The 24,535-nt window shown below is 68.6% G+C and carries 27 protein-coding genes; 16 read left to right on the top strand and 11 right to left on the bottom strand.

Going from position 1 to position 24,535, the window contains the following annotated elements; all coding sequences use genetic code 11:
• Positions 1-33: 33 nt before the first annotated feature.
• Positions 34-1,602, bottom strand: a complete 1,569-nt coding sequence (locus DR046_RS07985; RefSeq protein ID WP_115381695.1) for a 2-isopropylmalate synthase — start codon at positions 1,600-1,602, stop codon at positions 34-36.
• Positions 1,603-1,846: 244 nt separating this feature from the next.
• Here DR046_RS07985 and DR046_RS07980 point away from each other — a divergent pair, with 244 nt between their 5' ends.
• Positions 1,847-2,629: a helix-turn-helix transcriptional regulator gene (locus DR046_RS07980; protein WP_167766972.1), complete on the top strand. Its 783-nt coding sequence runs from the start codon at positions 1,847-1,849 to the stop codon at positions 2,627-2,629.
• A gap of 168 nt (positions 2,630-2,797) precedes the next feature.
• Here the strand turns inward: DR046_RS07980 and DR046_RS07975 are convergent, their stop codons facing one another.
• Positions 2,798-3,565, bottom strand: coding sequence for an SdiA-regulated/phytase-like domain-containing protein (locus DR046_RS07975; RefSeq protein ID WP_115381691.1), 768 nt, complete (start codon positions 3,563-3,565; stop codon positions 2,798-2,800).
• Positions 3,566-3,642: 77 nt separating this feature from the next.
• Here DR046_RS07975 and DR046_RS07970 point away from each other — a divergent pair, with 77 nt between their 5' ends.
• The 3 genes from DR046_RS07970 to DR046_RS07960 all read left to right on the top strand — a co-directional run bounded on the left by DR046_RS07970 (position 3,643) and on the right by DR046_RS07960 (position 6,483).
• Positions 3,643-4,290 carry an SDR family NAD(P)-dependent oxidoreductase gene (locus DR046_RS07970; RefSeq protein WP_115381689.1) on the top strand — a complete coding sequence of 216 codons (648 nt, stop codon included), beginning with the start codon at positions 3,643-3,645 and terminating at the stop codon, positions 4,288-4,290.
• Positions 4,284-5,813: a cryptochrome/photolyase family protein gene (locus DR046_RS07965; RefSeq protein WP_115381687.1), complete on the top strand. Its 1,530-nt coding sequence runs from the start codon at positions 4,284-4,286 to the stop codon at positions 5,811-5,813. Before DR046_RS07970 ends, DR046_RS07965 begins: the two co-directional genes overlap by 7 nt.
• Positions 5,814-5,898: 85 nt before the next feature.
• Positions 5,899-6,483, top strand: a complete 585-nt coding sequence (locus DR046_RS07960; RefSeq protein ID WP_135227272.1) for a hypothetical protein — start codon at positions 5,899-5,901, stop codon at positions 6,481-6,483.
• 166 nt (positions 6,484-6,649) lie between these two features.
• On the opposite strand, the gene DR046_RS07955 is transcribed toward DR046_RS07960, so the two are convergent.
• Positions 6,650-8,122 carry an MORN repeat-containing protein gene (locus DR046_RS07955; protein WP_245190859.1) on the bottom strand — a complete coding sequence of 491 codons (1,473 nt, stop codon included), beginning with the start codon at positions 8,120-8,122 and terminating at the stop codon, positions 6,650-6,652.
• A gap of 157 nt (positions 8,123-8,279) precedes the next feature.
• Here DR046_RS07955 and DR046_RS07950 point away from each other — a divergent pair, with 157 nt between their 5' ends.
• Positions 8,280-9,944, top strand: a complete 1,665-nt coding sequence (locus DR046_RS07950; protein WP_115381682.1) for an NAD+ synthase — start codon at positions 8,280-8,282, stop codon at positions 9,942-9,944.
• Between the two features lie 70 nt (positions 9,945-10,014).
• The gene (locus DR046_RS07945) at positions 10,015-10,482 is read left to right on the top strand and encodes a DUF411 domain-containing protein (RefSeq protein WP_115381680.1); all 468 of its coding nucleotides are present in this window, start codon (positions 10,015-10,017) and stop codon (positions 10,480-10,482) included.
• Positions 10,483-10,495: 13 nt separating this feature from the next.
• Here the strand turns inward: DR046_RS07945 and DR046_RS07940 are convergent, their stop codons facing one another.
• Both DR046_RS07940 and DR046_RS07935 read right to left on the bottom strand, forming a co-directional pair.
• Positions 10,496-10,765, bottom strand: a complete 270-nt coding sequence (locus tag DR046_RS07940) for a DksA/TraR family C4-type zinc finger protein (RefSeq protein ID WP_115381679.1) — start codon at positions 10,763-10,765, stop codon at positions 10,496-10,498.
• Between the two features lie 50 nt (positions 10,766-10,815).
• On the bottom strand, positions 10,816-11,172 hold the full coding sequence (locus DR046_RS07935; protein ID WP_115381677.1) for a DUF1428 domain-containing protein: 357 nt from the start codon (positions 11,170-11,172) through the stop codon (positions 10,816-10,818).
• Positions 11,173-11,237: 65 nt separating this feature from the next.
• On the opposite strand from DR046_RS07935, the gene DR046_RS07930 reads away from it, so the two are divergent.
• Positions 11,238-11,681, top strand: coding sequence for a MarR family winged helix-turn-helix transcriptional regulator (locus DR046_RS07930; protein ID WP_115381675.1), 444 nt, complete (start codon positions 11,238-11,240; stop codon positions 11,679-11,681).
• Here DR046_RS07930 and rpoH read toward each other — a convergent pair.
• Together rpoH and DR046_RS07920 are read right to left on the bottom strand one after the other, a co-directional pair.
• Complete coding sequence (gene rpoH, locus DR046_RS07925; RefSeq protein ID WP_115381673.1) at positions 11,678-12,571, bottom strand: RNA polymerase sigma factor RpoH; 894 nt, start codon at positions 12,569-12,571, stop codon at positions 11,678-11,680. The two genes, DR046_RS07930 and rpoH, sit on opposite strands and share 4 nt — an antisense overlap.
• Positions 12,572-12,815: 244 nt before the next feature.
• On the bottom strand, positions 12,816-13,841 hold the full coding sequence (locus DR046_RS07920) for an RluA family pseudouridine synthase (RefSeq protein ID WP_115381671.1): 1,026 nt from the start codon (positions 13,839-13,841) through the stop codon (positions 12,816-12,818).
• Between DR046_RS07920 and DR046_RS07915 the strand changes: the two genes are divergently transcribed.
• Entirely contained in the window at positions 13,828-14,130 is a 303-nt protein-coding gene (locus tag DR046_RS07915) for a DUF6476 family protein (protein ID WP_209313561.1), read from the top strand. The genes DR046_RS07920 and DR046_RS07915 overlap by 14 nt on opposite strands.
• Positions 14,131-14,306: 176 nt before the next feature.
• On the opposite strand, the gene mnmC2 is transcribed toward DR046_RS07915, so the two are convergent.
• Positions 14,307-14,981, bottom strand: coding sequence for a tRNA (5-methylaminomethyl-2-thiouridine)(34)-methyltransferase MnmC2 (gene mnmC2, locus DR046_RS07910; protein ID WP_115381669.1), 675 nt, complete (start codon positions 14,979-14,981; stop codon positions 14,307-14,309).
• A gap of 88 nt (positions 14,982-15,069) precedes the next feature.
• On the opposite strand from mnmC2, the gene DR046_RS07905 reads away from it, so the two are divergent.
• The 5 genes from DR046_RS07905 (at position 15,070) to DR046_RS07885 (ending at position 19,341) form a co-directional block, all read left to right on the top strand.
• A complete protein-coding gene (locus DR046_RS07905; RefSeq protein WP_245190865.1) occupies positions 15,070-16,059 on the top strand; it encodes an NAD(P)/FAD-dependent oxidoreductase in 990 nt (329 codons plus the stop codon).
• Between the two features lie 39 nt (positions 16,060-16,098).
• Entirely contained in the window at positions 16,099-16,719 is a 621-nt protein-coding gene (locus DR046_RS07900) for a queuosine precursor transporter (RefSeq protein ID WP_115381665.1), read from the top strand.
• A 293-nt stretch (positions 16,720-17,012) separates the two neighbouring features.
• Positions 17,013-17,432, top strand: a complete 420-nt coding sequence (gene arfB / locus DR046_RS07895; protein WP_115381663.1) for an alternative ribosome rescue aminoacyl-tRNA hydrolase ArfB — start codon at positions 17,013-17,015, stop codon at positions 17,430-17,432.
• Positions 17,433-17,461: 29 nt separating this feature from the next.
• Positions 17,462-18,487, top strand: coding sequence for a ParA family protein (locus tag DR046_RS07890; RefSeq protein ID WP_115381661.1), 1,026 nt, complete (start codon positions 17,462-17,464; stop codon positions 18,485-18,487).
• Positions 18,484-19,341 (top strand): SIR2 family protein, encoded by an 858-nt coding sequence (locus DR046_RS07885; protein ID WP_115381659.1) that lies wholly within the window; start codon positions 18,484-18,486, stop codon positions 19,339-19,341. The genes DR046_RS07890 and DR046_RS07885 overlap by 4 nt, the downstream gene beginning before the upstream one ends.
• Here the strand turns inward: DR046_RS07885 and pncB are convergent.
• The 3 genes from pncB to pncA form a co-directional block, all read right to left on the bottom strand.
• A complete protein-coding gene (gene pncB, locus DR046_RS07880; protein ID WP_115381657.1) occupies positions 19,338-20,630 on the bottom strand; it encodes a nicotinate phosphoribosyltransferase in 1,293 nt (430 codons plus the stop codon). The genes DR046_RS07885 and pncB overlap by 4 nt on opposite strands.
• 46 nt (positions 20,631-20,676) lie before the next feature.
• Positions 20,677-21,417: a YkgJ family cysteine cluster protein gene (locus tag DR046_RS07875; protein WP_167766970.1), complete on the bottom strand. Its 741-nt coding sequence runs from the start codon at positions 21,415-21,417 to the stop codon at positions 20,677-20,679.
• 81 nt (positions 21,418-21,498) lie between these two features.
• Entirely contained in the window at positions 21,499-22,095 is a 597-nt protein-coding gene (pncA, locus tag DR046_RS07870; RefSeq protein ID WP_115381653.1) for a bifunctional nicotinamidase/pyrazinamidase, read from the bottom strand.
• 158 nt (positions 22,096-22,253) lie between these two features.
• On the opposite strand from pncA, the gene trhO reads away from it, so the two are divergent.
• The 3 genes from trhO (at position 22,254) to DR046_RS07855 (ending at position 24,498) form a co-directional block, all read left to right on the top strand.
• Positions 22,254-23,153, top strand: coding sequence for an oxygen-dependent tRNA uridine(34) hydroxylase TrhO (trhO, locus tag DR046_RS07865; RefSeq protein ID WP_115381651.1), 900 nt, complete (start codon positions 22,254-22,256; stop codon positions 23,151-23,153).
• 191 nt (positions 23,154-23,344) lie between these two features.
• A complete protein-coding gene (locus tag DR046_RS07860) occupies positions 23,345-24,061 on the top strand; it encodes an alpha/beta fold hydrolase (protein ID WP_115381838.1) in 717 nt (238 codons plus the stop codon).
• Positions 24,058-24,498 (top strand): DMT family transporter, encoded by a 441-nt coding sequence (locus DR046_RS07855; protein WP_115381649.1) that lies wholly within the window; start codon positions 24,058-24,060, stop codon positions 24,496-24,498. Before DR046_RS07860 ends, DR046_RS07855 begins: the two co-directional genes overlap by 4 nt.
• Positions 24,499-24,535 lie beyond the last annotated feature (37 nt).

Raw genomic sequence — 24,535 nt, 5'->3', positions numbered from 1 at the left:
CTCGGACCGCCGCCGCCTGAGCCAGCCCAGCACCTAGCCCGCGTCCTTGTAGCTGATCTCGCGCGCGTCCGACCCCGCCTTCTCGCGCCGCATCATCAGGCGGTTGAGCGCGTTGACATAGGCGCGGACGCTGGCGACGACCGTGTCTGTATCCGCCGACTGACCCGAGACGATGCGCCCCGCCTCCTCCAGCCGCACGGTGACCGTGGCCTGGGCGTCCGTTCCCTCGGTCACCGCTGACACCTGGTAGAGCTGCAGCCGCGCGGAATGGGAGACGAGCGCCTTGACCGCGTTGAACGCCGCATCCACGGGGCCGTCGCCCGTCGCCTCGGACGAGACCGGCTTGCCGTCGATGGTGAGGGTCAGCTGCGCCTCGGCCGGGCCGCCGGTGCCGCAGGTGACGCGCAGGCTCTCGACCTTGATCCGGTCCTCGCCCGAGCGTTCCTCGTCCTGCATCAGGGCGATCAGGTCCTCGTCGTAGATCTCCTTCTTGCGGTCGGCCAGCGCCTTGAACCGCACGAAGACATCGGCGAGCTGGTTGTCGGCCAGGGTATAGCCCAGCTCCTTGAGCTTGGAGCGCAGCGCGGCGCGGCCGGAATGCTTGCCCATGACCAGCGAGGTCTCGGTGAGCCCGACATCCTCGGGGCGCATGATCTCGAATGTCTCGGCGTTCTTCAGCATCCCGTCCTGGTGGATGCCCGACTCGTGGGCGAAGGCGTTCTTGCCGACGATGGCCTTGTTGAACTGCACCGGGAAGCCCGAGACCGAGGCGACGCGGCGCGAGATCGCCATCAGCCTGGTCGAATCCACGCCGGTGGTGAAGGGCATGATGTCGTGGCGCACCTTCAGCGCCATCACCACCTCTTCCAGCGCGGTGTTCCCCGCGCGTTCGCCCAGGCCGTTGATCGTGCATTCGATTTGGCGCGCGCCGCCCTCGACGGCGGCCAGCGAGTTCGCCGTCGCCATGCCCAGATCGTTGTGGCAATGCGTGGCGAAGATCACCTCGTCGGCGCCCGGGACCTCGGCGATCAGGCGGCGGATCAGGTCCGCGCTCTCGTTCGGGGCGGTGTAGCCGACGGTGTCCGGGATGTTGATCGTCGTCGCCCCGGCCCTGATGGCGATCTCGACTACGCGGGCCAGATAGTCCCATTCCGTCCGCGTGGCGTCCATCGGCGACCATTGCACATTGTCGCAGAGGTTGCGGGCATGGGTGACGGTATCGTGGATGCGCTCGGCCATCTCGTCCTTTGTCAGGTTCGGGATGGCGCGATGCAGCGGCGAGGTGCCGATGAAGGTGTGGATGCGCGGGGACTTCGCGTGGCGGACTGCGTCCCAGCAGCGGTCGATATCCTTGAAGTTGGCGCGCGCCAGGCCGCAGATCGTGGCGTTCTTCGCATTCTTCGCGATCTCGGCGACGGCGGCGAAATCGCCTTCGGAGGCAATGGGAAAGCCCGCCTCGATGACGTCGACGCCCATCTCGTCGAGCATCTGGGCGATCTCCAGCTTCTCGTCATGGGTCATGGTCGCACCGGGTGACTGCTCGCCGTCGCGCAGGGTGGTGTCGAAGATGACGACCCGGTTGGAATCGGTTGGCTTGGTCATGGCTGAGGTCCTGTTCTGTCTGGATGTCTTCGGCGCTGGTCCACTCCCGAGCGGTCGCGCCGGATGGCACGCTCAGGAGCGGCTAAGAAGAAGGTCCAGGGTCAGGAACGTCGTCATGGGCTGGAAGATACCGCAACGACGCCGGATGTGAACCCCGAAATCCCCGTCCATGCCGGGAATCGTCGCATCCCCGTTGCTTTCGAATGCCAAACCCCCGATCCTGACCCGAGGTCAGGAGCATCGCATGGCAGACGCGCCCACACATGATTTCGCGCCTCTGACCGCCGAGGCGCAACTCGCCGCGATCAGCGCTCTGCTGCGGTCGCAGTCGGTCGACGAGGCCTGGAAGGTCTTCTCGGACGCCGTGCTCGGCATAGGCTTCGATTACCTGCTCTATGCGCAGGCGCGCCATCCCGGCCCGCCCGACCCGGTCGATCCCGCCGAGGTGCTTCTGCTGCATCACGGGCCGCCGGAATGGCTCGACGCCTATGTCGACGAGCAACTCTATCTCGGCAACCCGCTCTTCGACTGGGCACAGACGAACCGCGGCTTCAAGGCGGTCTCGGAGGTCGCGGCGACCTATGACGGGCCGGTCACGAAGCAGCTCGCCCGCCTGATGCAGCTGCGCCGCGTCCACGGGATCGGACCGGGCTTCCTCGGCGGCCTGCGGGACGCGATGCCGGGCGTGAACGCCGCCATGTCGATCAGCCTGGCGCAGGACATGGATGAAGCCGTGGCCTACATGATCTGGCAGGTGAACGGCGGCGCGATCGAGATGCTGGCCCGGGCGCTGCACCTTCGGGTCTCGACCCTTCCGCAGCCGCTGCTCCGGCCGCTGTCCTCGCGCCAGCGCGAGGTGCTGGAATGGTCGAGCCAGGGCAAGACGGTCAAGGACATCGCGACGATCATGCAGGTCGAGGCGACCACGGTGGAGAAGCACCTGCGCCTCGCCCGAGAGGCGCTGAACGCGACCAACACGAGCCACGCGGTGCGCAAGGCGCTGACGCTGAACCTGCTGTCGGTCTGAGAGAGCCTGCCAACGCCGCCCTTGACGAACCATCAGGGTTAACGGGCCCCTCCTTCCTGTGGCCGAAAATACTCCGGGGGTCCGGGGGCTGGCCCCCGGTCCTGCCCTCTCGGCAGGCGCCGACCTCCGGGGGCGCAAGAATCCCCTTTGGTCTTCCACCCATCGCCCTCAGAACATCATGCAATCCGCCCCGGGCGGCAGGGCCTCGGCCCCCTCGGGCAGCGTCGGCACGTAGTCGAAGCTCGCGATGCTGGCCCCCTCGTCGAAGGCGACGAAGAGTTGGTCGGAGCCCGGACGGATCGCGATCCCCTCGGGGTCGCTGCCATGTTCCCACAAGGGGGCCGTCGCCAGAAGCTCGCCTTCGGGTGAGAGCTCGTAGAGCGAGTTACTCCCCTCCCGGTCGTCCACGATCAGCAGATGGCCGGTGCGGGGGTCGATGGCGATGCCCTGCGGCTCCGTCAGCGGCGGGTCCAGCCGCGTGGTGTCGATCCGCCGCGCAACGGCCCCGTCGGGCGTGAACCAGGTCAGACGCTCGGGGTCGTCCTCGACCGTCACCAGCATCCCGTCAGCCGCCACCGCCACGCCCTCGGTGTCGGAATAGCCGCCCTGCAGCGGGAACGGCTCGGCCAGCGGCACGCCGTCCTTGGTCAGCCGCTGCATCCGGCCGAAGCCGTCGCCGACGATCAGGTGCTCGCCCTCGACCGCGATCGCCTTGATCCGGCTCAGGTCGGCGCGGACCCGGCGCAGCTCCTCCCCGGCGAGCGTCACCAGGACTGCCTCCGGCCCCTCGTTCGCGATCCAGAGCCCGCAGAAGGTCGGGTCGTAATCCAGGCTCGCCGGGCGGTTCAGGTCGTATCTGTCGGTCAGCGTCAGTTCCAGCGCCGCGGCAGGCGCCGCGGCAAGCCCCAAGCAGATCACCAGTCCCTGACGTCCCATGCGACACTCCCTGCCTCGTCTCCGGGGAGGCTGGCACTAGCTCGCCGCAGGTCAAGGCAAACGGCCGAGGGGGCCTCATGGGTAACGCACTCGTCATCGGCGCATCCGGCGGGATCGGCGCAGCACTGGCCGACCGGCTGTCCGAAGATCACGAGGTCGTCGGCCTGAGCCGCAGCGCGAACGGCCTGGACGTGACCGACGAGGCGTCTGTGGCGCGGGCGTTCCGCACCCTGCCCGGGATCGACCTCGCCTTCGTCGCGACCGGGATCCTGGCGCCCGAGGGTCATGCGCCCGAGAAATCGCTCGACGCCATCGACGCGGAGACGATGCTACGTATCTTCGCCGTCGACGCGCTGGGGCCAGCGCTGGTGCTCAAGCACCTCGCGCCGAAGCTGACCGACAGGGCCCGCGTCGGCGTGCTGACGGCAAGGGTCGGATCCATCGGGGACAACCGCATGGGCGGCTGGTATTCCTATCGCGCCGCCAAGGCCGCGGCGAACCAGATCGTCCACGGCGCCGCTATCGAGATCGGGCGCAAGCGGAAGGGCTCGGTCGTCGTGGCGCTGCATCCCGGCACGGTCGAGACGCCCTTCACCGAAGGCTACAAGGCAAGGAAGGTGAGCGCCGGGGAAGCGGCCGAGAACCTTGTCAGGGTGCTGACCGGGCTCGCCCCCGCGGACAGCGGAGGCTTCTTCGACTATGCCGGGACGCGCATCGAATGGTAGGCCGCCTGGTCCTGGTCCTCGGCGACCAGCTCTCCGACGACCTCTCGGCGCTGCGCGAGGGGGACAGGGCGACCGACACGGTCGTCATGGCCGAGGTTCAGGCCGAGACCGACTACGTCCTGCATCACCCGAAGAAGATCGCCTTCCTCTTCGCCGCGATGCGCAAGCATGCCGCCCGCCTGCGGGAGGCCGGCTGGACCGTGCGCTACACGAAGCTGGAGGATCCCGGGAACACCCACTCCATCCCCGGCGAGCTTCTGCGCGCCGCCGAGGCGACAGGCTGCACCGAGGCCCTCGCGACCGAGCCGGGAGAGTTCCGCCTGATCTCGGCGCTGGAGGACGGCCCGCTGCCGGTGCATTTCTTCCCCGACGACCGCTTCCTGTGCAGCCATGCGGAGTTCGAGGACTGGGCCCGAGGCCGCAAGGAGCTGCGGATGGAGTGGTTCTACCGCGAGATGCGCCGCAAGACCGGCCTGATGATGGAGGGGGACAAGCCCGCCGGGGGCAAGTGGAACTACGACCACGACAACCGCAAGCCGCCGAAGCACGGGCTGGACGCACCCGGCCCCATGCGCTTCGCCCCCGACGAGACCACGCAGGAGGTGCTCGACCTCGTTCGCGCCCGCTTCGGCAACCGCTACGGCAGCCTCGACGGCTTCTGGTTCGCGACGGAGCCGGCGCAGGCCCGCCGCGCGCTCGCCCATTTCGTCGAGCGGTCTTTGCCGCTCTATGGTGACTATCAGGACGCGATGGTGCGTGGGGCGCCGTTCCTGTTCCACGCGCTGCTCAGCCCCTACATCAACGCGGGGCTTCTGGGCTGGCGCGAGGTCTGCGAAGCGGCGGAGGCCGCCTGGCGCGCAGGCGACGTCCCGATCAACGCCGCCGAGGGCTTCATCCGCCAGATCATCGGCTGGCGCGAATACGTCCGCGGCGTCTATTTCCTGCAGGGGCCTGACTACACGTCCCGGAACGCGCTGGGCCACCACCGCCCCCTGCCGGAGTTCTACTGGACTGCTGAGACCGACATGGCCTGCATCGCCGAAGTCGTCTCGACCACCATGGCCGAGGCCTATGCCCACCACATCCAGCGGCTCATGATCACCGGGAATTTCGCGCTGCTGGCGGGGTTTGACCCGGCGCAGGTCCACGACTGGTACCTGCGCGTCTATGCCGACGCCTACGAATGGGTCGAGGCACCGAACGTCATCGGCATGAGCCAGTTCGCCGACGGAGGCGTCGTGGGGTCGAAGCCCTATGTCTCGGGCGGCAACTACATCAACCGCATGTCGGATTACTGCAAGGCCTGCGCCTATTCGGTCAGCCAGAAGACGGGCGATGGCGCCTGCCCCTTCAACCTGCTCTACTGGCACTTCCTCGACCGGCACCGCGACCGGTTCGAGGGCAACCCGCGCATGGCGCAGATGTATCGCAGTTGGGACCGGATGGACGGGGACCACCGGGTCGAGGTCATCGCGGGCGGTGACCGCATTCTCGCGCGGCTTGATGCCGGGGAACGGGTCTGACGGCGCAGGAAAACCCAAGCCTCGCCGCAATTCCGACGCGCGTGGCGCCTATCCCTTGCCTCGGAGAGACAAGGGAGCAACTGCAATGTCACTGGAGCGAATTCTCAGTCGCCTCGTGGGCGCACAGCCCGTGCCCGCCGACGGAAACGCGACGGCGATCGCCGGGGCGGCGCTGCGTGGCTCCGGCTCCTGGGCGAACGAATGGGCGGGTGCGGATCGGTCGGTCCAGCGCGCCAAGTCGATGGCCCTGCCCGCCAAGACCCGCCGCGCCGCCGAGATCGTCGAGGGAGAGCATGGCCGGGTCACGCTCCACCCGTTGATGACGCCCCGCGACCTGCGCCTCTACGAGCGGCTGGTCGACAAGCTCGAGATCGAGGCGCCGACCTGCACGCTGCATGCGGGCGTGGCGATGCGCTCCTTCCTCAAGGCCGAGCGGCGCGAGGATGGCAGCGACCGTCTCGCCGACCTGTCGGTCGACCTGCTGATTGCGGACGATCAGGGGACGCCGCTGGTCGCCCTGCTGCATCCCGACCCGAAGCGGCCCCAGCGCCAGATCCGCAAGGTCGATGCGCTGCTCGACGCCGGGCTGCCGCATATCGAGGTGCCGGCGCGCGGCGGACTTTCGTCGGTCTGGGACGAGATCAGGACGCATATCGCCCATCTCTGCTGACCTCGCGCCGACCCTGCCCAAGACGGTCAGCGCCACAGAATGCGGTATGCCCCGGCCCTGCGCCGGGGCGTTCCCGTTTCAGCAGCGCGACCAACAGCTACCGGCCCATCGCCCCGCGCCGATGGGCGCGCAACCCGGACCTGCCGCCCGAGGTGTGGCTCGCGGATCAGCCGTCGCTTTCGGAAGTCGCCCCGGTCGCGGTCCCCTCGGCGGAGGTCGGCTCCACCGTCGCGTCGTCGGTCGAGACCGACTCCCGCTCGGCCAGCGCGCCACCTTCCCAGCGGCCCGATTCGACCTGTCCCGTCGCATAGCGCATCGTGCCCGGCCCCTGGCGGCGGCCTTCGGCGAAGGCGCCTTCATAGACGTCGCCATTGGCGTAGGTCGCGATGCCCTCGCCCTCGATCTCGCCCGCCTTCCAGCCGCCTTCGTAGACGAAGCCGTCGGCCATGGTGATCTTGCCCTGCCCCTCGCGCTGGCCGCGCACGAACTGGCCTTCGTAGACGGTGCCGTCGGCATAGGTCGCAGTGCCCTGGCCGTGGCGCAGCCCCTCTTCCCATTGGCCTTCGTAGCGATAGCCGTCGGTGAAGGTCATCACCCCGAAGCCGTGGTTCTGGGCGTTCCGGAAACCGCCCTCGTAGACCAGCCCATTCGGATATTCGGCCCGGCCCTCGCCGTCGATCACACCCTCCGACCAGCCGCCTTCGTAGGTGGCGCCGTCGACATAGGTGATCTTGCCCTGGCCGTGAGCCAGATCGTCCTTGAACGCGCCGACATAGACCGAGCCGTCGGGATAGGTGACCTCGCCCTGCCCCTCGATCCGGCCCTCGACCCATTCGCCGGTATAGACGTAGCCGTCGGTGCCGGTGAAGGTGCCGGTGCCGTGGCGGCGATCGGCCTGGAACTGACCCTCGTAGGTGTCGCCCGAGGCATAGGTGACCCGGCCCTGCCCCTCGCGCTGGCCCGCGACCAGCGTGCCGACATAGACGTCGCCATTGGCCTGGGTCAGCGTGCCTTCGCCGTTGATCTGCCCGTCAACCCATTCGCCGTCATAGGTCAGCCCGTCCGGCGTGGTCAGCACGCCCTGGCCCGAGCGGACATTGCCCGCCATCTGGCCCACATAGGTCGAGCCGTCGGGATAGGTGATCCGGCCCTCGCCTTCCTTGACGCCGGCGACCCAGCCGCCTTCGTAGCGATATCCGTTCGGGCTCTCCATCACGCCCTGGCCTTCGTGCAGCGCGTTCACGAACTCGCCGGTATAGCGCGTGCCGTTGGCGTAATCGGCGGTGCCGGTGCCCTCGATGCGGCCGTCGACCCACTCGCCCTCATAGGTGCCGCCATCGGCGAAGGTGATGCGGCCCTGCCCCTCGGGCTTGCCGGCGACGAAATTGCCCTCGTAGACCGAGCCGTCGGGGAAGCGCGCGCGGCCCTGGCCGCGGATCTCGCCCTCGACCCACTCGCCGGAATACTCGTAGCCCGACGGCAGGGTGTAGGTGCCGGTGCCGTGCTGCTTGCCGTCCCGGAACGTGCCCTCGTAGACGCCGCCACCCTCGTATTGCTTGGTCACAACCTCCTGCGCGAGGGCGCCCGCGGCCATCGCGGTCAATGCCGCGCACAGCGTCCATCCCATCAATCGCGTCATGACTGCCCCACCTCTTCCCGCTCCGGAGGATTATGCCGGAAATCTACGGCGACCGATACGGGGCTGCAAGCGGCCGTAGCGTCGGGGCAACAGCTTCGGCGCTTCCCCCCACGGAAGCGGCGCGCTAGGTGCTCCCCCACATGCCCGGAGCCCTGCCATGACCGATACCTTTCGCCTGACCCTGGGCCAGCTGAACCCCGTCATGGGCGACCTTTCCGGCAATGCCGCCAAGGCTTTGGCGGCGTGGAGGCAGGCGCGGGAGGCGGGGGCGGACATGCTGGCCCTGCCCGAGATGTTCCTGACCGGCTACCAGCCGCAGGACCTGGTGCGGAAGCCCGCCTTCGTCGCCGACGCGACCCGTCATCTCAATGATTTGATCGCGGCCTGCGCCGATGGCCCGGCTCTCGGGATCGGCTGTCCGCTCTGGCCCGCGGGCGCCGAGAAGCCCTACAACGCCTGGGTCGTGGCGCAGGACGGCAAGGTCCTTGCCGAGGTCGTCAAGCATCACCTGCCCAACTACAAGGTCTTCGACGAGAAGCGCTTCTTCGAGAGCGGCGACGTCTCGGGACCCTATGTCGTGAGCGGCGTCCGGCTCGGCACGCCGATCTGCGAGGACGCCTGGTTCGACGACGTGGCCGAGACCCTGGCCGAGACCGGGGCCGAGATCCTGATCGTGCCCAACGGCTCGCCCTACTTCCGGGGCAAGCAGGACGTGCGCTATGGCCACATGGTCGCGCGCACGGTCGAGACGGGGCTGCCGCTGGCCTATCTGAACCTCGTCGGCGGGCAGGACGACCAGGTCTTCGACGGCGCCTCCTTCGTGCTGAACCCCCATGGCGAGCTGACCCACCACCTGCCCGCCTTCGAGGACGCGATGGTCACGGTCGAGTTCGGGCGGACAGCCGACGGCTGGCGCGCCCGCAAGGGAGAGCTCGCGCCGCAGCCCGAGGGACCGGGCGCCGATTACCGCGCGATGGTGGTCGCGCTCCGCGACTACATGGCGAAGGCCGGGTTCAGCCAAGCCTGCCTCGGCCTGTCGGGCGGGGTCGACAGCGCCCTCGTCGCCGCCATCGCGACCGACGCACTGGGCCCCGAGAACGTGCACTGCGTCATGCTGCCGTCCCGCTACACCTCCGACCACTCGCTGGAGGACGCGAAGGGGGTCGCCGACCGGCTGGGCGTGCGGCTCGACACGGTCGGGATCGCCCCGGCGGTGGCGGCGATGGACGAGATGCTGGCCCCCGTCTTCGAGGGCCGCGCCCCCGACCTGACCGAAGAGAACATCCAGTCCCGCATCCGCGGCATGACGATGATGGCGATCTCGAACAAGCTGGGCTCGATGCTGCTGACCACAGGTAACAAGTCCGAGGTCGCGGTCGGCTACGCCACGATCTACGGCGACATGGCGGGCGGCTACAATCCGGTGAAGGACCTCTACAAGACCGACCTGTTCGAGGTCTGCCGCTGGCGCAACGCCAACCATGTCGACTGGTTTAAGGGCCCCGCCGGAGAGGTCATGCCCGTCCGCGTCATCGACAAGCCGCCCACGGCGGAGCTGCGCGAGGACCAGAGGGACGAGGACAGCCTGCCGCCCTATCCGGTGCTGGACGACATCCTGAAGCGGCTGATCGACGGCGAGGCCTCGGTGTCGGATGTGGTGGCCGCAGGGCATGCCCGCGACACGGTGAAGCAGGTCGAGAAGCTGATCTACCTGTCGGAATACAAGCGCTTCCAGTCCGCGCCCGGCGCCCGCCTGTCGCAGCGCGCCTTCTGGCTCGACCGCCGCTATCCGATCGTCAACCGCTGGCGCGACCCGTCCTGACCGGCAGCGGCGCTTGCCGGGGGTGCGGAGCGTCCCTAGGTTCGGCCCGTCACGTTCGGAGGCCCACACCATGACAGACCGCCGCAGCTTCCTTGCCCTGCTCGCCGCCGGCGCCTCGGCCACCGCCCTGCCCGCCCGCGCGGCGACGCCGATGCATGTCCTGGCCACGCCGGGCTGCGGCTGCTGCCACGCCTGGGCCGGGCTGGCCAGCGAGCGAGGCTTCGACGTCACGATCGAGGACATGACCGATCCGGCGCGCGAGAAGGCTGCGCTTGGCGTCCCGGCGGACCTCGCCTCGTGCCATACGGTGCGCGTGGATGGCTACCTGTTCGAGGGACACGTCCCCTTTCCCGCACTGGAGGCCGTCCTGAGGGACCGGCCCGAGATCGCCGGTCTCGCCGTTCCCGGCATGCCCGCGGGCTCGCCTGGCATGGGCGACGATCCGGCGGCGCGCTACGACGTACTGGCCTTCGGCGGCACGGCCGGGGCGGGCACCGTCTTCTACCGCGCCGGCACCGCCGACCCGTTCGCGGGATAGCCCGCGCCGCCCCTCACCTGAGCTGGCTGTCCTTGGAGCCGCGCCGGTTGATCCCCCCGCGTGCGGGCGCACGTTGCGCCCGCTCGGACGCGCAGTCGAGGCAGAGCTTCACGCCCGGCAGCGCCGCGCGCCGGGCCTCGGGAATGGGCTCCTCGCATTCGGCGCAATGCGTCCGGCTTTCGCCCGAGGGCGCCTTCGCGGCCCGCAGCCGCGCCAGCTCGTCCTGGATCGACGCCTCGATCTGCTCTCCGACCGCGCCGTCGCGGGTCCATCCTCCGGCCATGTCGGATACCTCCGACAGGGAAGATAGGGCCGCGGCGGCCCGGTGAAAAGTCAGGCGTGCTCGGTCAGGATCGGAGCGAAGCCGCCAAAGATCATGCGCTTGCCGTCGAACGGCATGTCGCCCATGGCCTCGGGCCCCATCTCCATCATCTTTCCCCAGGCGGTGTCGCGGGTGGCCTTGTCGGGCCATTCGATCCAGGCGAAAACGACGACCTCGTCCGCTTCCTTCTTCACCGCCATCGGGAAGGAGGTCACCTTCCCGTCCGGGACGTCGTCGCCCCAGGCCTCGACCTGGGACAGGGCACCCCAAGGCTTGAACATCGTCTCCCAGGCCATCCTGGCCTGATCGACATATGCCTGCTTGTTGGCGGCCGGCACGGCGCCCACGAACCCGTCGAAGTAACTCATGGTGATTCTCCATTTTCAGTTCCACGTAGCTTGACGTCACGATACGTTGATATCAACTCTTATTCATGCCGACCCATCCTGAAACCCTCGAAGTTCGCGACCGCTGCCTCTGTTTCCGGGCGCAGCGCACCGCGCGGCTGCTTGCGCGCCGCTTCGACGCCGCCTTCCGGCCCTTCGGTCTGACGAACGGCCAGTTCTCGCTGCTGATGTCCGTGAACAGACCCGATCCGCCCTCGATCGGGGCCGTGGCGCCGTTCCTCGGGATGGACCGAACCAGCCTGACGGCCATGGTCAAGCCGCTGGAGCGGCGCGGCCTCGTGACGGTGACGGTCGATCCCGAGGACCGCCGCGGCCGCCTGCTGTCGCTGACGGAGGAGGGCCGCGCCCTGCTGAACGCGGCCCTACCCGTCTGGCGGGCGGAGCATGACCGGCTCGACGTCCTGCTCCGGGATGCTGGCGCCGATCCCGCCAGCTTGCGCGACGGGCTCGGCGCGGTGCCGCCGCCTTAGGCCGGCACCATGTTTTTTTCGCGCGCCAGCTCGCGCACCCGCTTCTGCAGCTTTTCGAAGGCACGGACCTCGATCTGGCGGATGCGCTCGCGAGAGACGTCGTACTTGCCGGACAGGTCTTCCAGCGTCACCGTATCCTCGGAGAGGCGACGCTGGGTCAGGATGTCCCGCTCACGCTCGTTGAGGACGTCCATCGCCTCGACCATCAGGCCGATCCGGTTCTCGTACTCGTCCCGCTCGGCATAGTCACCGGCCTGGTCGGCGCTGTCGTCGGCCAGCCAGTCCTGCCACTGCGTCGACGACTCCCCGTCCATGCCGACAGTCACGTTCAGCGAGGCGTCCCCGCCGGACATGCGCCGGTTCATCGAGGTGACTTCCTCCGCGGTGACGCCGAGATCGGTCGCGATGCGCTCCACGTTCTCGGGGCGCAGGTCGCCCTCCTCGAGCGCGCCGATGCGGTTCTTCGCCTTGCGGAGGTTGAAGAACAGCTTCTTCTGCGCCGATGTCGTGCCCAGCTTAACCATCGACCAGGACCGCAGGACATATTCCTGGATCGCGGCGCGGATCCACCACATCGCGTAGGTCGCGAGGCGGAAGCCCTTCTCGGGGTCGAACTTCTTGACGGCCTGCATCAGGCCGACATTCGCCTCGGAGATCACCTCGGCCTGCGGCAGGCCGTAGCCGCGATAGCCCATCGCGATCTTGGCGGCGAGCCGCAGGTGGCTGGTCACCAGCTTGTGCGCGGCCTCGGTGTCCTCGTCCTCGACCCAGCGCTTGGCGAGCATGTACTCTTCTTCAGGCTCCAGCATCGGAAACTTCCGGATTTCCTGGAGATAACGGTTCAGCCCTTGCTCCGGCGACGGGGCCGGAAGGTTCGGATAGGCGGCCATGGCGGTCACTCCCTCATGTTAACGGGCTTAACACCCCTTTTCGAAGGATGTGGGGAGCCCGGCGTCAGGTTCAAGTTACCGCAGGTCACAGGGGCGTGTCCTGCTTTGGGTTCAAGTCTATACACTCTGCGATGAAGCACGGATAGCTTCGCGATCGCGCGGGTCTCTCCGCATCAGCGCACATCATCGCAGCGGGTTGGTCACCAGCCTAACGCATTGCGCGCGCCCATGTTTCGAGATCGCGCTATCCCTCGCCGCGCAGCGCCGAGAGCAGCGCGGCCATGTCGGCGGGCAGCGGAGCGGCGAACGCCATCTCCGCCCCGCTCAGCGGATGGAGGAAACCCAGCTCCGCCGCGTGGAGCGCCTGGCGCGGAAAGGCCTCCGCCTCGGCGCGGCCCGGCTGCGCCTGCGGCAGCGCCCGCCGTCCGCCATAGACCGGATCCCCGACCAGCCCGTGCCCGGCATGGGCCATGTGCACCCGGATCTGGTGCGTCCGCCCCGTCTCGAGCCGGCAGGAGACCAGCGCCGCGGCGCCCAGCCGCTCCTCGACCGAGGCGCGGGTGACGGCATGGCGGCCGCCCTCCCACGTCACGGCCTGGCGCTGGCGGTCGGTGCGGTGCCGGTCCAGCCGCGTGGTGATCTTGAGCACGGCGCCAGTCTCCCAGCTGATCCCCCGCAGCCCGCGCAGGCGCGGGTCGGCCGGGTCCGGGATGCCGTGGCAGATGGCGAGGTAGCGCCGCCGCGCCGTATGCGCCTCGAACTGCGCGGCGAGCCCGTGATGCGCCGCGTCGGACTTTGCCACGACCAGCAGGCCCGACGTGTCCTTGTCGATCCGGTGGACGATGCCCGGCCGCTTCTCGCCGCCCACGCCGGAAAGCGCGCCGCCGAAATGGTGCAGCAGCGCGTTGACCAGCGTCCCCCCCGGAGAGCCGGGAGCGGGGTGCACCACCATCCCGGCGGGCTTGTCGATGACGATCAGGTCGTCGTCCTCGTGGACCACCGAGAGGGGGATGGACTCGGCCCGGGTCTCGACATCGGCAGCCGCGGGGACCGAGACCTCGACCTCGTCGCCCTCCGCCGCCTTGTCCTTGGCCCCGGCGACCGCGCCGTTCACCCGCACCCGCCCCTCGGCCAGCAGCCGCGCCAGGCGCGAGCGGCTCAGATGCGCCTCGTCTGGCACGTCGCGGGCGATTGCCTTATCGAGACGCGCGGGCGGGTCCGCCGCCAGGGCGAAGCGCAGGGTCTCGGAGGGCCGGATGTCGGACGACATGGACAAGGTTCCCGAACCGCCCAACCTGCGCTTCCTGCGCCTGCTGGTGACGGTGCTGACTTCGGTGATGATCGTCGGCCTCGTAATCGTCGTGACCCTGCTCGTCCAGCGCCTCCGGGTGCCGAGCGTCACCGTCCCCGAGGCGCTCGCCCTGCCCGAGGGCGCGCGGGCGCAGGCCGTGACCCGGGGGCCGGGATGGTGGGCCGTCGTGACGGAAGACGGGCGGATCCTGATCTTCGACGCGGCCGGGACGCTGGTCCGGGAGATCGCGGTGGAGCTGCCGGGCTGAGCCACGCCGGTTCGGCCGGACGGCATGGGGATCCGGCGCGGCCGGGCGTGCAGCGCGCGGGTCTTCCTGACCCGGCAGCCATGAACTGAACTACATCGCCCCCGGTCCGGACCGCCGCGCCGCGCCGCGGCCCGCCGACGCGGGCAGCCGGCGAGACCTGCCGAAGTTTCGATCCGCTACCGCAGCACGCCCCGGCTCATGTGCCGCTTGCGCCCGTAGCCGGGCACCCGCTCGACCTCGAACCCGGCGGCGGCGAGCGCACGCCGCACATGCCCCGCCGCCGTGTAGGTCGCGAAGCTGCCGCCCGGCGCGGTGTGGCGGGCCACCTGGCGCATCAGCTCCTCCCCCCAGAGCTCCGGGTTCCTCGCGGGGGCGAAGCCGTCGAGGAACCAGGCGTCGGCGCGCTCCTCCCAGGCGGGCAGCGTCTCGCGGGCGTCGCCCGGGACGATCTCCAGGTCGACCCCGCCCAGCGCGATCCGGCGCGCGGGCCAGGCGGCAAGCAGGGCCTCGCGCAGATCGTGCGCCACCGGATGCGCCGAGAGCGCGCGGACCATGTCTTCCCGCCCCATCGGGAAGGCCTCGAAGGAGGTCATCGCGATCCGCCCCGGCCCCTGCCACGCTTCGGCGAGCGCCAGCGCGTTGAGCCCGGTGCCGAAACCCAGTTCGGCCACCCGGAACCCGTCGCCGAGCCGCCCGGGCAGGCCGTTTCCGGCAAGGAAGACGTGCCGCGTCTCGGCCAGCCCGTCGTTGAGCGAGTAGTAGGGGTCGCCGAACGCCTCGGCCACCGGCACGCCGCCGGTCCAGCTCAACGCCGGGCGCTTTCCGCCGATACCGTCCTGCCCTATTCCCATGCCGGACCCATGACCGAAGGAGGGGCCGGTGGCAATCGACGTGACGGTGCGCGGCGCGGGCGTGTTCGGCCTGGCCTGCGCCTGGGCGATGGCCCGGCGCGGCGTGCGCGTGCGCGTGGTCGATCCGCATGGCGTCGGCGCCGGGGCCTCGGGCGGCGTGGTGGGCGCGCTCGCCCCGCATGTGCCGGAAAACTGGAACGCCAAGAAGGCGTTCCAGCTCGACAGCCTGCTGATGGCGGAGGACTGGTGGGCCGCCGTGGCCGGGATCGGCGGCGGCGACCCCGGCTATGCCCGCACCGGCCGCCTGCAACCCATCCCCGACGCGCCCGCGCTGGAGCGGGCGGAGGCGCGCGCGCAAGGGGCCGCGACGCTCTGGCCTGCCGAGGTGACCTGGGAGATCCTCCCCGCTCCCGAGGGCTGGGCGCCCCCTTCCGGAACGGGCCGCGTCATCCGAGACACCCTGTCGGCGCGGATCCACCCTGCGCGGGCCTGCGCCGCGCTCGCCGCCGCACTGCGCACGCTGGGGGCAGAGATCGTGCCCGAGGCAGCCGACGCGGGCGTCGTGCTCCACGCGACCGGCTGGCGCGGACTGGAGGCCTTGCGCGACGACCGGGGACGCCCGGCCGGGAGCGGAGTGAAGGGCCAGGCCGCCCTGCTGGCGCTCGACCGACGGGACCTGCCGCAGCTCTATGCGGACGGGCTCCACATCGTGCCGCACGCGGACGGGACGACCGCCATCGGCTCCACCTCCGAACGCGAGTTCGAGGACGGGTCCGCCCCGGATGCCGCGCTCGACGACCTGCTCGCCCGCGCCCGCGCCGCGGTGCCGGAGCTGGCGGGGGCGCCGGTTCTCGCCCGCTGGGCCGGGGTGCGGCCCCGGGCGCGGTCCCGCGCGCCGCTGATGGGGGAATGGCCCGGGCGGCCCGGGCACTTCATCGCCAACGGGGGGTTCAAGATCGGCTTCGGCGTCGCTCCGAAAGTAGGCGAGACGATGGCCGAGCTGATCCTCGAAGGGCGCGACACCATCCCCGAGGGCTTCGGTACCGGGGGTCTTGCGGCCGGCCCCGGGCCCGACTAGACGGCGCGCCTGCCCGTAGGGGCCATGTCTCCGACCACCATGTCAAAAACGGACCGCATCATGATCTTCGCCATCCTCGCCATGGGGGCCGTCGTCGTCGCCTCCAATATCGGCGTCCAGTTCCTCGTCGCCGACGGCTGGCTGACCTGGGGCGCCTTCACCTATCCGCTGGCCTTCCTCGTCACCGACGTCACAAACCGCCTCTATGGCCCCGAGAAGGCTCGCAAAGTCGTGCTGGCGGGGTTCGGGGTGGGGCTTCTCTGCTCGCTGATCGGGACGCAGATCCACGGAGAGTTCGGCCCGCTGGTCACGCTGCGCATCGCGCTGGCCTCCGCGACGGCGTTCCTCGCGGCGCAACTCGTTGATCTGGGGGTGTTCTCGGCCCTGCGGGAGCGGCGGTGGTTCGTCGCGCCGCTGACCTCGTCCATCGTGGGGTCGGTGGTCGACACGGCGCTGTTCTTCACGCTGGCCTTCGCGGGTTTCCTCGCCTTTCCGGCCGCCTGGGGCGACGTGTCCTGGGCGCAGGAGGCGACGGCGATCGGGCCGCTCTGGGTCGGGCTGGCGCTGGCGGACTGGGGGGTGAAGCTGTCGGTGGCGATGCTGGCGCTGGTGCCGTTCCGGCTCATCACGAAAAATGTCACACAATCCGTAGCCCATTAGGGGTTGACCCACACAATATCCGTGCCAACCTCCGAGTATCGACAACCATAGAAAGGAGGTGCTTCAGTGTCTAGAAAGAGCCTGGAGAATGCGGTCGGGACAGCTTCGGAGGTCCGCGCCTGAGGCAGCCCTCGGGCACGAATCTGCGGGGTGGATTCGTCTAACCGATCCAGCCTCCTGAACTTTCGGAAGGCCGTCCCGTCGCCTCGGGGCGGCCTTCTTACATGGCGGATTCCGTGGGTGATCCACGGGTGATCCGGGTATGATCCACGTCGGACGTCACGGAGGATGCGATGCCGCTGCGCATCAACGACAAGATCGCGCTGGAAGACTGGGAGATGACCGAGCAGTTCGTCCGCGCGGGCGGCCCGGGCGGGCAGAACGTCAACAAGGTGTCCTCGGCGGTCGAGCTGCGCTTCGAGGCGGAGCGGTCGCCAAACCTGCCGGGCCCGGTGAAGGCGCGGCTCCGGCGGCTGGCGGGGCGGCGCTGGACGAAGGAGGGGGCGCTGGTGCTCCAGGTCTCCGAGGAGCGGTCGCAGGCCCGCAACCGGGAGGTCGCCCGCGAGCGCCTGGCGGAGCTGGTCCGCGCGGCCTTCGTGAAGCCGAAGCCCCGGGTGAAGACGAAGGTCTCGGCCAACCAGAAGCGCAAGCGGGTGGAGGCGAAGAAGCGGCGGGGGGAGGTGAAGGCGTTGCGCAGTACCCCTTCTACCTAGTAACACGCCAACAACGTTAGAGGACGCCGATGAAAGTAATAACCTTTTTTAACAACAAAGGCGGAGTTGGGAAGACAACCCTGACCGGAAATATCGCGGCGTACTTCGCAAACGAACGACTAGAAAAAGTGCTAGTCGTTGATTGCGATCCTCAATGCAACCTGACACAATTCATACTCGGTGATGCCCAAACTATCAAACTCTACTGGCCCGAAGAGGACAAAGACAAGGCTATATCAGGAAGAACTATTCTTGACGTAATCCAACCGATACTGGACGGCGATGCCGAAGTCAGCACCAAAGTTCGACCATTTCGGGCAAAGTCCAATCGCTTTGGCGTTGACCTCTTACCGGGTCATCCAAAGTTCTCATTGTTTGAAGACCAGCTTTCTTCTGCATGGTCCGACCTACCGGCGGGCAAAGTTGGCGGATTCCGCGTTTCAAACTGGTTGAGATCGTATCTTGCGTCTGTAGAAGATCAATACGATTACGTCTTCGTTGATGTGAGTCCTTCGCTTGGTTCAATCAACCGGTCTGTTCTTCTAAGTGCAGACCACTTCATTACTCCTCTTGGCGCAGATGCCTTTTCCGTTCTTGGAATACGAAACATCTCAAGCTGGATGACTGGCTGGATCGACTTCTATAAGGTTGGCCTGACTCAGTCCGAACGCCTGAACCCCGGAGCATTGGATCGCTTTAATATCCGACACGACATCCCAATTCAGAAAGGTTTTGTGGGCTACACCCTGCAGCAATATATTGCCAAATCTAAAGAGGGCGTTCGACGGCCCACCAAAGCATACGAAAGGATTCTTGACGACATTCCGCACGAAATTTCTCGGTACCTTAGAGAATTTTTTGAAGGAAGTGTTGAAGAAGCGGCATTAGGAGACGTGCCGAACCTCTATAGCCTAATTCCCCTCGCCCAGAGCGTGAATGCGCCAATTATCGGCCTGAAATCTAAGGACGGACTGGTCGGAAGCCAGTTTAGTCAGGCAAACAAGTATAAGGCAATTATTGGTGAGCTTGCCGAGGAAATAGCGGACCGGGTATGAGCATAGACTGGCCGGAGAACCTTGTCCAAGAGGTGGCAGAGCGAAGAGTGGTTTTCTTTATCGGAGCCGGCTTTTCGAAGTCTGCGCAACCAGACCTGCCCGGGTGGGATAAACTGATACTTGACCTTGGCGGGAAGCTCAGAATTCAAGCGCGGTTTCTAGAGCTGAAGAAACTTGTTAAGCAAGGCCAGCTTCTTGACGCAGCGGAGCTAGTCGTATCCGAACTAGGACGAGCCGATTGCTATGAGAAACTCAAAGACACCTTTCGAATACGCCCCACACCTTCAGCGCCCACATATCAAGATCTCCTAAACCTAGATCCCAAGGTTATTGTCACCACCAACTACGACGAGTTTCTAGAGCGAAATTTTGATGTGCTCTCGGGGGAGAATGAAAACTCTCACTTTGTCCGGAAACAAGACCATATTGACCTCATTGCTGATCTCCGCTCACCGGAGCGCCTAATCTTGAAGCCGCATGGTTGCATCACCGACATGTCTTCGATTGTGCTGGACCGCAGTAGCTACTTTTCGCTGCGACGTAAGTTTCCGGGTTACTTCAAGTCGCTATCTGCGCTATTGACAACCAATACCATTGTGTTTCTTGGGTACGGAGTTGGCGATCCCGACATCCAGCTAATCCTGGAGGAAAGTCATAGCTTTACAGAGTCCGCAAAGCCGCACTATGCGGTCGTTCCGAAGCTCCCACATCCCTCATTGAAGAAATCGCTTCGGTCAGGGTTTAATTTAGAAGCCCTGGAGTATCCGGCGGGAAAGCATGCTGATATGGCGGCCGCACTTTCACGTCTTTGGAAAGATGTGGAGTCATTTCGCGCGAGTCGGGGAATGAGTTAGACCACCACCTCCCGCTCCACCTGCGCCCCCACCCCGAAGACGCGCTTGTAGCGCTCCACCTCGGCCTCAGGCCCCATCGCCTTCCGCGGGTTGTCCGAGAGCTTCACCGTCGGGCGACCATCGGCAGCAACCGCCTTGCAGACAAGCGAGAACGGCGCCAGCCGGTCGTCGGCCACCAGCCCGCGGAAATCGTTCGTCAGCAGCGTCCCCCAGCCGAAGGAGACCCGGACGCGGCCGGAGAAGCGGGCGTGGAGGGCCTCGATCTTCTCCACGTCGAGACCGTCGGAGAAGATCACCAGCTTCTCGGACGGGTCCTCGCCGCGGCTCTCCCACCAGCGGATCGCGGTCTCGGCGCCCTGCTCGGGATCGCCCGAATCGACGCGGATGCCGGTCCAGCCCGCCAGCCAGTCCGGCGCGCGGTCGAGGAAGCCCTTCGTCCCGTAGGTGTCGGGCAGGATGATGCGCAGGTTGCCCGAATGCTCCTCGTGCCAGTCGGCCAGCACGTCGTAGGGCGCGCGGGCCAGCGCCTCGTCGCTCTCGGTCAGCGCGGCATAGACCATCGGCAGCTCGTGCGCGTTGGTGCCGATCGCCTCCAGGTCGCGGTTCTTGGCGATGAGGCAGTTGGAGGTGCCGGTGAAGTTCTCGCCGAGCCCTTCCGTCAGCGCCTGCACGCACCAGTCCTGCCAGAGGAAGGAATGGCGGCGGCGGGTGCCGAAATCGGCGAGCCGCAGGCCGGGGAGGTGGCGCAGACGCTCTACCTTCTCCCAGACGCGGGTCATGGCGCGGGCGTAGAGGACCTGGAGCTCGAAGCGGCCGAGATCCTTCAGCACGGCGCGGGAGCGCAGCTCCATGATGACGGCGAGGGCCGGGATCTCCCACAGCATGACCTCGGGCCAGGCGCCCTCGAAGGTCAGCTCGTACTGGTCGCCCACGCGCTCCAGGTGGTAGGGCGGCAGGCGGAGCTGCTCGAACCAGTCCATGAAGGCGGGCGCGAAGATCTGGCGCTGGCCGTAGAAGGTGTTGCCCCGCAGCCACGTGGATTCGTTGCGGCGCAGCGAGAGGGTGCGGATGTGGTCGAGCTGCTCGCGCAGCTCTCCCTCGTCGATGAGCCTGGCCAGCGGGACGTGGCTGCTGCGGTTGATCAGGCTGAAGGTGACCTGCGTGTCGGGCCGGTTGCGGAACACCGACTGGCACATCAGCAGCTTGTAGAAATCCGTGTCGATGAGCGAGCGGACGATCGGGTCGATCTTCCACTTGTGGTTCCAGACGCGGGTGGCGATGTCCTGCATGGGCGCTCCTCCGGGGTGTGCTTAACGCATGGGCAGCGCGGGCTGTCTAGCCGAGGCCGCGGGCGAGGCGGCGGCGCTCGTCGTCGAGATTGCGGGGCGGGTGGCGGGCGGCCTTGAGCGTGGCCTCGAGGGGCGTGCCCTCGGTCGCGGCCCGCGCGACGCGGGCCAGCGCATAGGTCGGCGCGCCGGTGCCGAGGGCCGCGCGGGCGAGCGCATGGGCGGTGACATAGGCCAGCTGCGGGGCGAGCGTGCCGGTGCCGGGGCGGGCCTCGCCCCCGGCGATGGCCTCGCAGGCGGCGACGTCCTTCGACACGTAGGTGCGGCAGATCATCGGGCGCGCGTCATAGGCGCGGCAGAGCTTCGTGTCGGGGTCGAGCGCCGGGCAGGCCTGGGGGTGCCAGGGCGTCTCGGGCGGGCGCGGGGGCAGCGCGGCATGGAGCGCGCGGGCCTCCGCGGCGGTGATCGTGCCACCGTCCTCGCCGGGCAGGATGCAGCAGAAGGCGCAGCCGGCGGCGCAGGCGAGGCCCGGCGGCTCGGGGCTGCGGTCGAGCAGGGCGCGGCCGATGCGGGTCGCCGCCGTGCCGTCCGAGAGTTGGCGGATCACGGCGTCATGGGGATCGCGATTGGCATCGAGCCAGGCCAGCAGCAGCTCGCGCGCGCTTTCGGTCAGGGCGGCCGGGTGACCGGGAAGGCGGGCGACGGCGACGGCGCTCCGCAGGGCCGCACGGTCGGCGGGCAGGCCACGAATCCTGGCGGCGCGGCGGGCGGCTCGGGGGGATCGGGCCAAGGCGTGTCTCCGGTCGGGGATGCGGGCGCAGTATGCGGAGGCGCGGCCGGGCTGCCAGCGGAAAGGCGGCGGCGAAGCGTCTCAGGCGAGGGCGACACCCGCCGCCCGCATCTCGTCCCGCGCCGCGGCGAGGGAGCCGTCGAGGTCGATGGCGCGGGTCAGATCCTCGCGCACGGTCGCCCGGAAGCCCAGCCGCGCCGCGTCGAGGGCGGAATAGGTGACGCAGAAGTCGGTGGCGAGCCCGACCAGCGTGACGTCGGTGACGCCGAGGGTGCGAAGCAGCCCCTCCAGCCCCGTGGGGGTCGTGCGATCGTTCTCGAAGAAGGCGGAATAGCTGTCGATCGCCGGGTTCATGCCCTTGCGGATGACGGCGCGGGCGCGGTCGGTGTCGAGCCCCGGGTGGAAGGCCGCGTCCCCGGTGCCCTGCACGCAGTGGTCGGGCCAGAGCACCTGCGGACCGTAGGGCATCTCGACGATCTCGAAGGGCTGCCTGCCCTCATGCGCGGAGGCGAAGGAGGAATGGCCCGCCGGGTGCCAGTCCTGCGTCAGGATCACATGCGGGTAGTCGGCCATCAGGGCGTTGATGCCGAGGACGATCTCTCCGCCGCCCGCGACGGCGAGGTTGCCGCCGGGGCAAAAGCCGTTCTGGACGTCGATGACGAGGAGGGCGGTGGTCATGGCGGCGCTCCGTTTGCTGGATGCGGCGATGGTGGCATCCGGCGGAGCGAGGGGCCAGCCCCTCGCGCTCCCCGGCATATTTGGAGAGCATCGAAAGGGGGGCGCATTAACCTTGATCGGAGGTTCACCTGGGGAGATGGCGAGGCTATCTGGCGGGCATGGTCACCGTCGCCGCCTTCTACCGCTTTGCCCCCCTGCCCGACCCGGGCGCCTTGCGGGGGCCGCTGGCGCGGCTGGCCTGCGGGCTGGGGGTGAAGGGGTCGGTGCTGCTGGCGCCGGAGGGGGTGAACGGGACCATCGCCGGCTCGGCCGAGGCGGTCGGGGCGGTGCTGGACCGGCTGCGGGCGGAGCAGGGCTTCGGCGGGCTGGAGGCGAAGCTGAGCGGAGCCGAGGTCATGCCCTTCGGCAAGCTGAAGGTCCGGCTGAAGCGCGAGATCGTGACGATGGGGCGGCCGCTGTCGTCCTCGGACGCGGTGGGGGACTATGTCGCGCCGTCGGACTGGAACGCGGTGCTGCGCGATCCGGGGACCGTCGTGGTCGATGTGCGCAACGCCTACGAGGTCGCCATCGGCAGCTTCGAGGGGGCGCTCGACCCCGGCACCGAGACCTTCGGCGAGTTTCCGGAGTGGTGGGCGGCGAACCGGGAGCGGCTTGCGGGCAAGCGGGTGGCGATGTTCTGCACCGGGGGCATCCGCTGCGAGAAATCGACCGCGCTGCTGCGCGCCGAAGGGGTCGAGGACGTGGTCCACCTGCGGGGCGGCATCCTCAAGTATCTGGAGGAAGTGCCGGAGGAGGAGAGCCTCTGGCATGGCGGCTGCTTCGTCTTCGACGACCGGGTCAGCGTCGGGCACGGGCTGGTGCCCGGCGGCCATGTCCTCTGCCATGCCTGCCGCCGGCCGGTTCCGCCCGAGGCGATGGAGTCGCCGGACTGGGAGGCAGGCGTGTCCTGCCCCCTCTGCATCGGCGAGTTCGACAGGTCCGACCGCGCCCGCTTCCGCGAACGGATGCGCCAGATCGGTCTGGCGCGCGCCCGGGGGACGCGGCACCTCGGGTCATAGCGCGCGCCCTTTCTGCGCGGGCAGCCCTTCCCGCGCGGCAGCAACCGGCTTGACGGCGAGGCCGGTGCCGGGCACCGCGCTTCCGGGGAATTGGTCATTCGTTCCTCCCGCACGGACGTCTCCGAGAGGCTGGCGCAGGGGACCGGCCCCGGCCGGATCCGGGATCCCGTGGCATGCAGAAGGAGCTGTCGATGAAAGCGCCCCTCCCCCTGGTCCTGTTGCCCGGCATGATGTGCGATGCGCGGCTCTTCGCGCCGCAGATGGCGGGCCTCGCCAGGCGGTCGGTGACCTGCGCGACGCTGGCCGGGGCCGCCTCGGTGCCGGAGCTGGCGGCGCGGGTGCTGGAGGCGGCGCCTGCGCGCTTCGCGCTGGCGGGGCTCAGCATGGGTGGGATCGTCGCGATGGAGGTCGTGGCGCAGGCGCCGGGCCGCGTCGCGGGGCTGTGCCTGATGGACACCAACCCGCTGGCCGAGACCGAGGCCGTCGCGGCGCGGCGCGGGCCGCAGATGGAGGCGGTGCGGGCCGGACGCCTGCGCGCAGTGATGCGCGACGAGATGAAGCCGAACTACCTCGCCGACGGGCCGAACCGGGGCGCGATCCTCGACCTCTGCATGGCGATGGCCGAGGGGCTGGGGCCCGAGGTCTTCGTCGCGCAGTCCGAGGCGCTGCGCGGGCGGGCGGATCGCTGCGAGACCCTGCGCGGCGTCACGGTGCCGTCGCTGGTGCTGTGCGGAGAGGCCGACGCTTTGTGTCCGCTACACCGCCATACGCTGATGCACGAGCTGATCCCGGGCAGCCGGCTGGTCGTGGTCGCGGGGGCCGGGCACCTGCCCACGCTGGAGCGGCCCGAGGCGGTGAACGACGCGCTGGCCCTGTGGCTGGCCGAAGTCGACGGAGCGGCGGCATGACCCACCACGCGCTGATCATGTTCGCCGCGGGCCTCGGCATCCCGGTGCTGGCGGCGCTGAATGCGCGGCTCGGCGCCAATATCGGCGGGCCGGCGGCGGCGGCGCTGGTGCTGTTCGCGGTGGCCTTCATCGTGGCGGGCGCGGCGGTCGTGCTGACCGGCCCCGCCGCGCTGACGCGGGTGGCGGGGCAGCCCTGGCACCTGTTCCTGGCGGGGGTGCTGGTCGCCTTCTACGTGCTGTCGGTGACCTGGATCGCGCCGGTCTTCGGCGTCGGCAACGCTGTGTTCTTCGTGCTTCTGGGACAGCTCGTCTCGGCGGCGCTGATCGACCAGTTCGGGCTGTTCGGGGCGAAAGCGGTCGCGCTGTCGCCGCTGCGGCTGCTGGGGCTCGGCACGATGGCGGCCGGGTTGGCGCTGACGCAGCTCTCCGGACGGTGAGGGGCGCGCGCCCCGGCGCCATGGCCAGGGGGCAGCG

Origin of the sequence: Jannaschia formosa, from assembly GCF_003340555.1 — a bacterium.
Classification (GTDB): Bacteria; Pseudomonadota; Alphaproteobacteria; order Rhodobacterales; family Rhodobacteraceae; genus Jannaschia; species Jannaschia formosa.
The sequence above is the reverse complement of the archived record's forward strand: the minus strand, read 5'-3'. Positions and strand labels throughout refer to the sequence as shown.

Excerpts from the sequence above, each read along its gene's own strand:
- arfB (WP_115381663.1), top strand. The coding sequence starts at position 17,013 with ATGCCGCTGCGCATCAACGACAAGATCGCGCTGGAAGACTGGGAGATG.
- pncA (WP_115381653.1), bottom strand. The coding sequence starts at position 22,095 with ATGACCACCGCCCTCCTCGTCATCGACGTCCAGAACGGCTTTTGCCCC.
- DR046_RS07965 (WP_115381687.1), top strand. The coding sequence starts at position 4,284 with ATGGTAGGCCGCCTGGTCCTGGTCCTCGGCGACCAGCTCTCCGACGAC.
- DR046_RS07890 (WP_115381661.1), top strand. The coding sequence starts at position 17,462 with ATGAAAGTAATAACCTTTTTTAACAACAAAGGCGGAGTTGGGAAGACA.
- DR046_RS07920 (WP_115381671.1), bottom strand. The coding sequence starts at position 13,841 with ATGTCGTCCGACATCCGGCCCTCCGAGACCCTGCGCTTCGCCCTGGCG.
- DR046_RS07980 (WP_167766972.1), top strand. The coding sequence starts at position 1,847 with ATGGCAGACGCGCCCACACATGATTTCGCGCCTCTGACCGCCGAGGCG.
- DR046_RS07970 (WP_115381689.1), top strand. The coding sequence starts at position 3,643 with ATGGGTAACGCACTCGTCATCGGCGCATCCGGCGGGATCGGCGCAGCA.
- DR046_RS07860 (WP_115381838.1), top strand. The coding sequence starts at position 23,345 with ATGAAAGCGCCCCTCCCCCTGGTCCTGTTGCCCGGCATGATGTGCGAT.
- pncB (WP_115381657.1), bottom strand. The coding sequence starts at position 20,630 with ATGCAGGACATCGCCACCCGCGTCTGGAACCACAAGTGGAAGATCGAC.
- rpoH (WP_115381673.1), bottom strand. The coding sequence starts at position 12,571 with ATGGCCGCCTATCCGAACCTTCCGGCCCCGTCGCCGGAGCAAGGGCTG.
- DR046_RS07900 (WP_115381665.1), top strand. The coding sequence starts at position 16,099 with ATGTCAAAAACGGACCGCATCATGATCTTCGCCATCCTCGCCATGGGG.
- DR046_RS07885 (WP_115381659.1), top strand. The coding sequence starts at position 18,484 with ATGAGCATAGACTGGCCGGAGAACCTTGTCCAAGAGGTGGCAGAGCGA.
- DR046_RS07915 (WP_209313561.1), top strand. The coding sequence starts at position 13,828 with ATGTCGGACGACATGGACAAGGTTCCCGAACCGCCCAACCTGCGCTTC.
- DR046_RS07955 (WP_245190859.1), bottom strand. The coding sequence starts at position 8,122 with ATGACGCGATTGATGGGATGGACGCTGTGCGCGGCATTGACCGCGATG.
- DR046_RS07985 (WP_115381695.1), bottom strand. The coding sequence starts at position 1,602 with ATGACCAAGCCAACCGATTCCAACCGGGTCGTCATCTTCGACACCACC.
- DR046_RS07905 (WP_245190865.1), top strand. The coding sequence starts at position 15,070 with ATGGCCCGGCGCGGCGTGCGCGTGCGCGTGGTCGATCCGCATGGCGTC.
- DR046_RS07950 (WP_115381682.1), top strand. The coding sequence starts at position 8,280 with ATGACCGATACCTTTCGCCTGACCCTGGGCCAGCTGAACCCCGTCATG.
- DR046_RS07945 (WP_115381680.1), top strand. The coding sequence starts at position 10,015 with ATGACAGACCGCCGCAGCTTCCTTGCCCTGCTCGCCGCCGGCGCCTCG.
- DR046_RS07960 (WP_135227272.1), top strand. The coding sequence starts at position 5,899 with ATGTCACTGGAGCGAATTCTCAGTCGCCTCGTGGGCGCACAGCCCGTG.
- DR046_RS07935 (WP_115381677.1), bottom strand. The coding sequence starts at position 11,172 with ATGAGTTACTTCGACGGGTTCGTGGGCGCCGTGCCGGCCGCCAACAAG.
- mnmC2 (WP_115381669.1), bottom strand. The coding sequence starts at position 14,981 with ATGGGAATAGGGCAGGACGGTATCGGCGGAAAGCGCCCGGCGTTGAGC.
- trhO (WP_115381651.1), top strand. The coding sequence starts at position 22,254 with ATGGTCACCGTCGCCGCCTTCTACCGCTTTGCCCCCCTGCCCGACCCG.
- DR046_RS07855 (WP_115381649.1), top strand. The coding sequence starts at position 24,058 with ATGACCCACCACGCGCTGATCATGTTCGCCGCGGGCCTCGGCATCCCG.
- DR046_RS07975 (WP_115381691.1), bottom strand. The coding sequence starts at position 3,565 with ATGGGACGTCAGGGACTGGTGATCTGCTTGGGGCTTGCCGCGGCGCCT.
- DR046_RS07930 (WP_115381675.1), top strand. The coding sequence starts at position 11,238 with ATGCCGACCCATCCTGAAACCCTCGAAGTTCGCGACCGCTGCCTCTGT.
- DR046_RS07940 (WP_115381679.1), bottom strand. The coding sequence starts at position 10,765 with ATGGCCGGAGGATGGACCCGCGACGGCGCGGTCGGAGAGCAGATCGAG.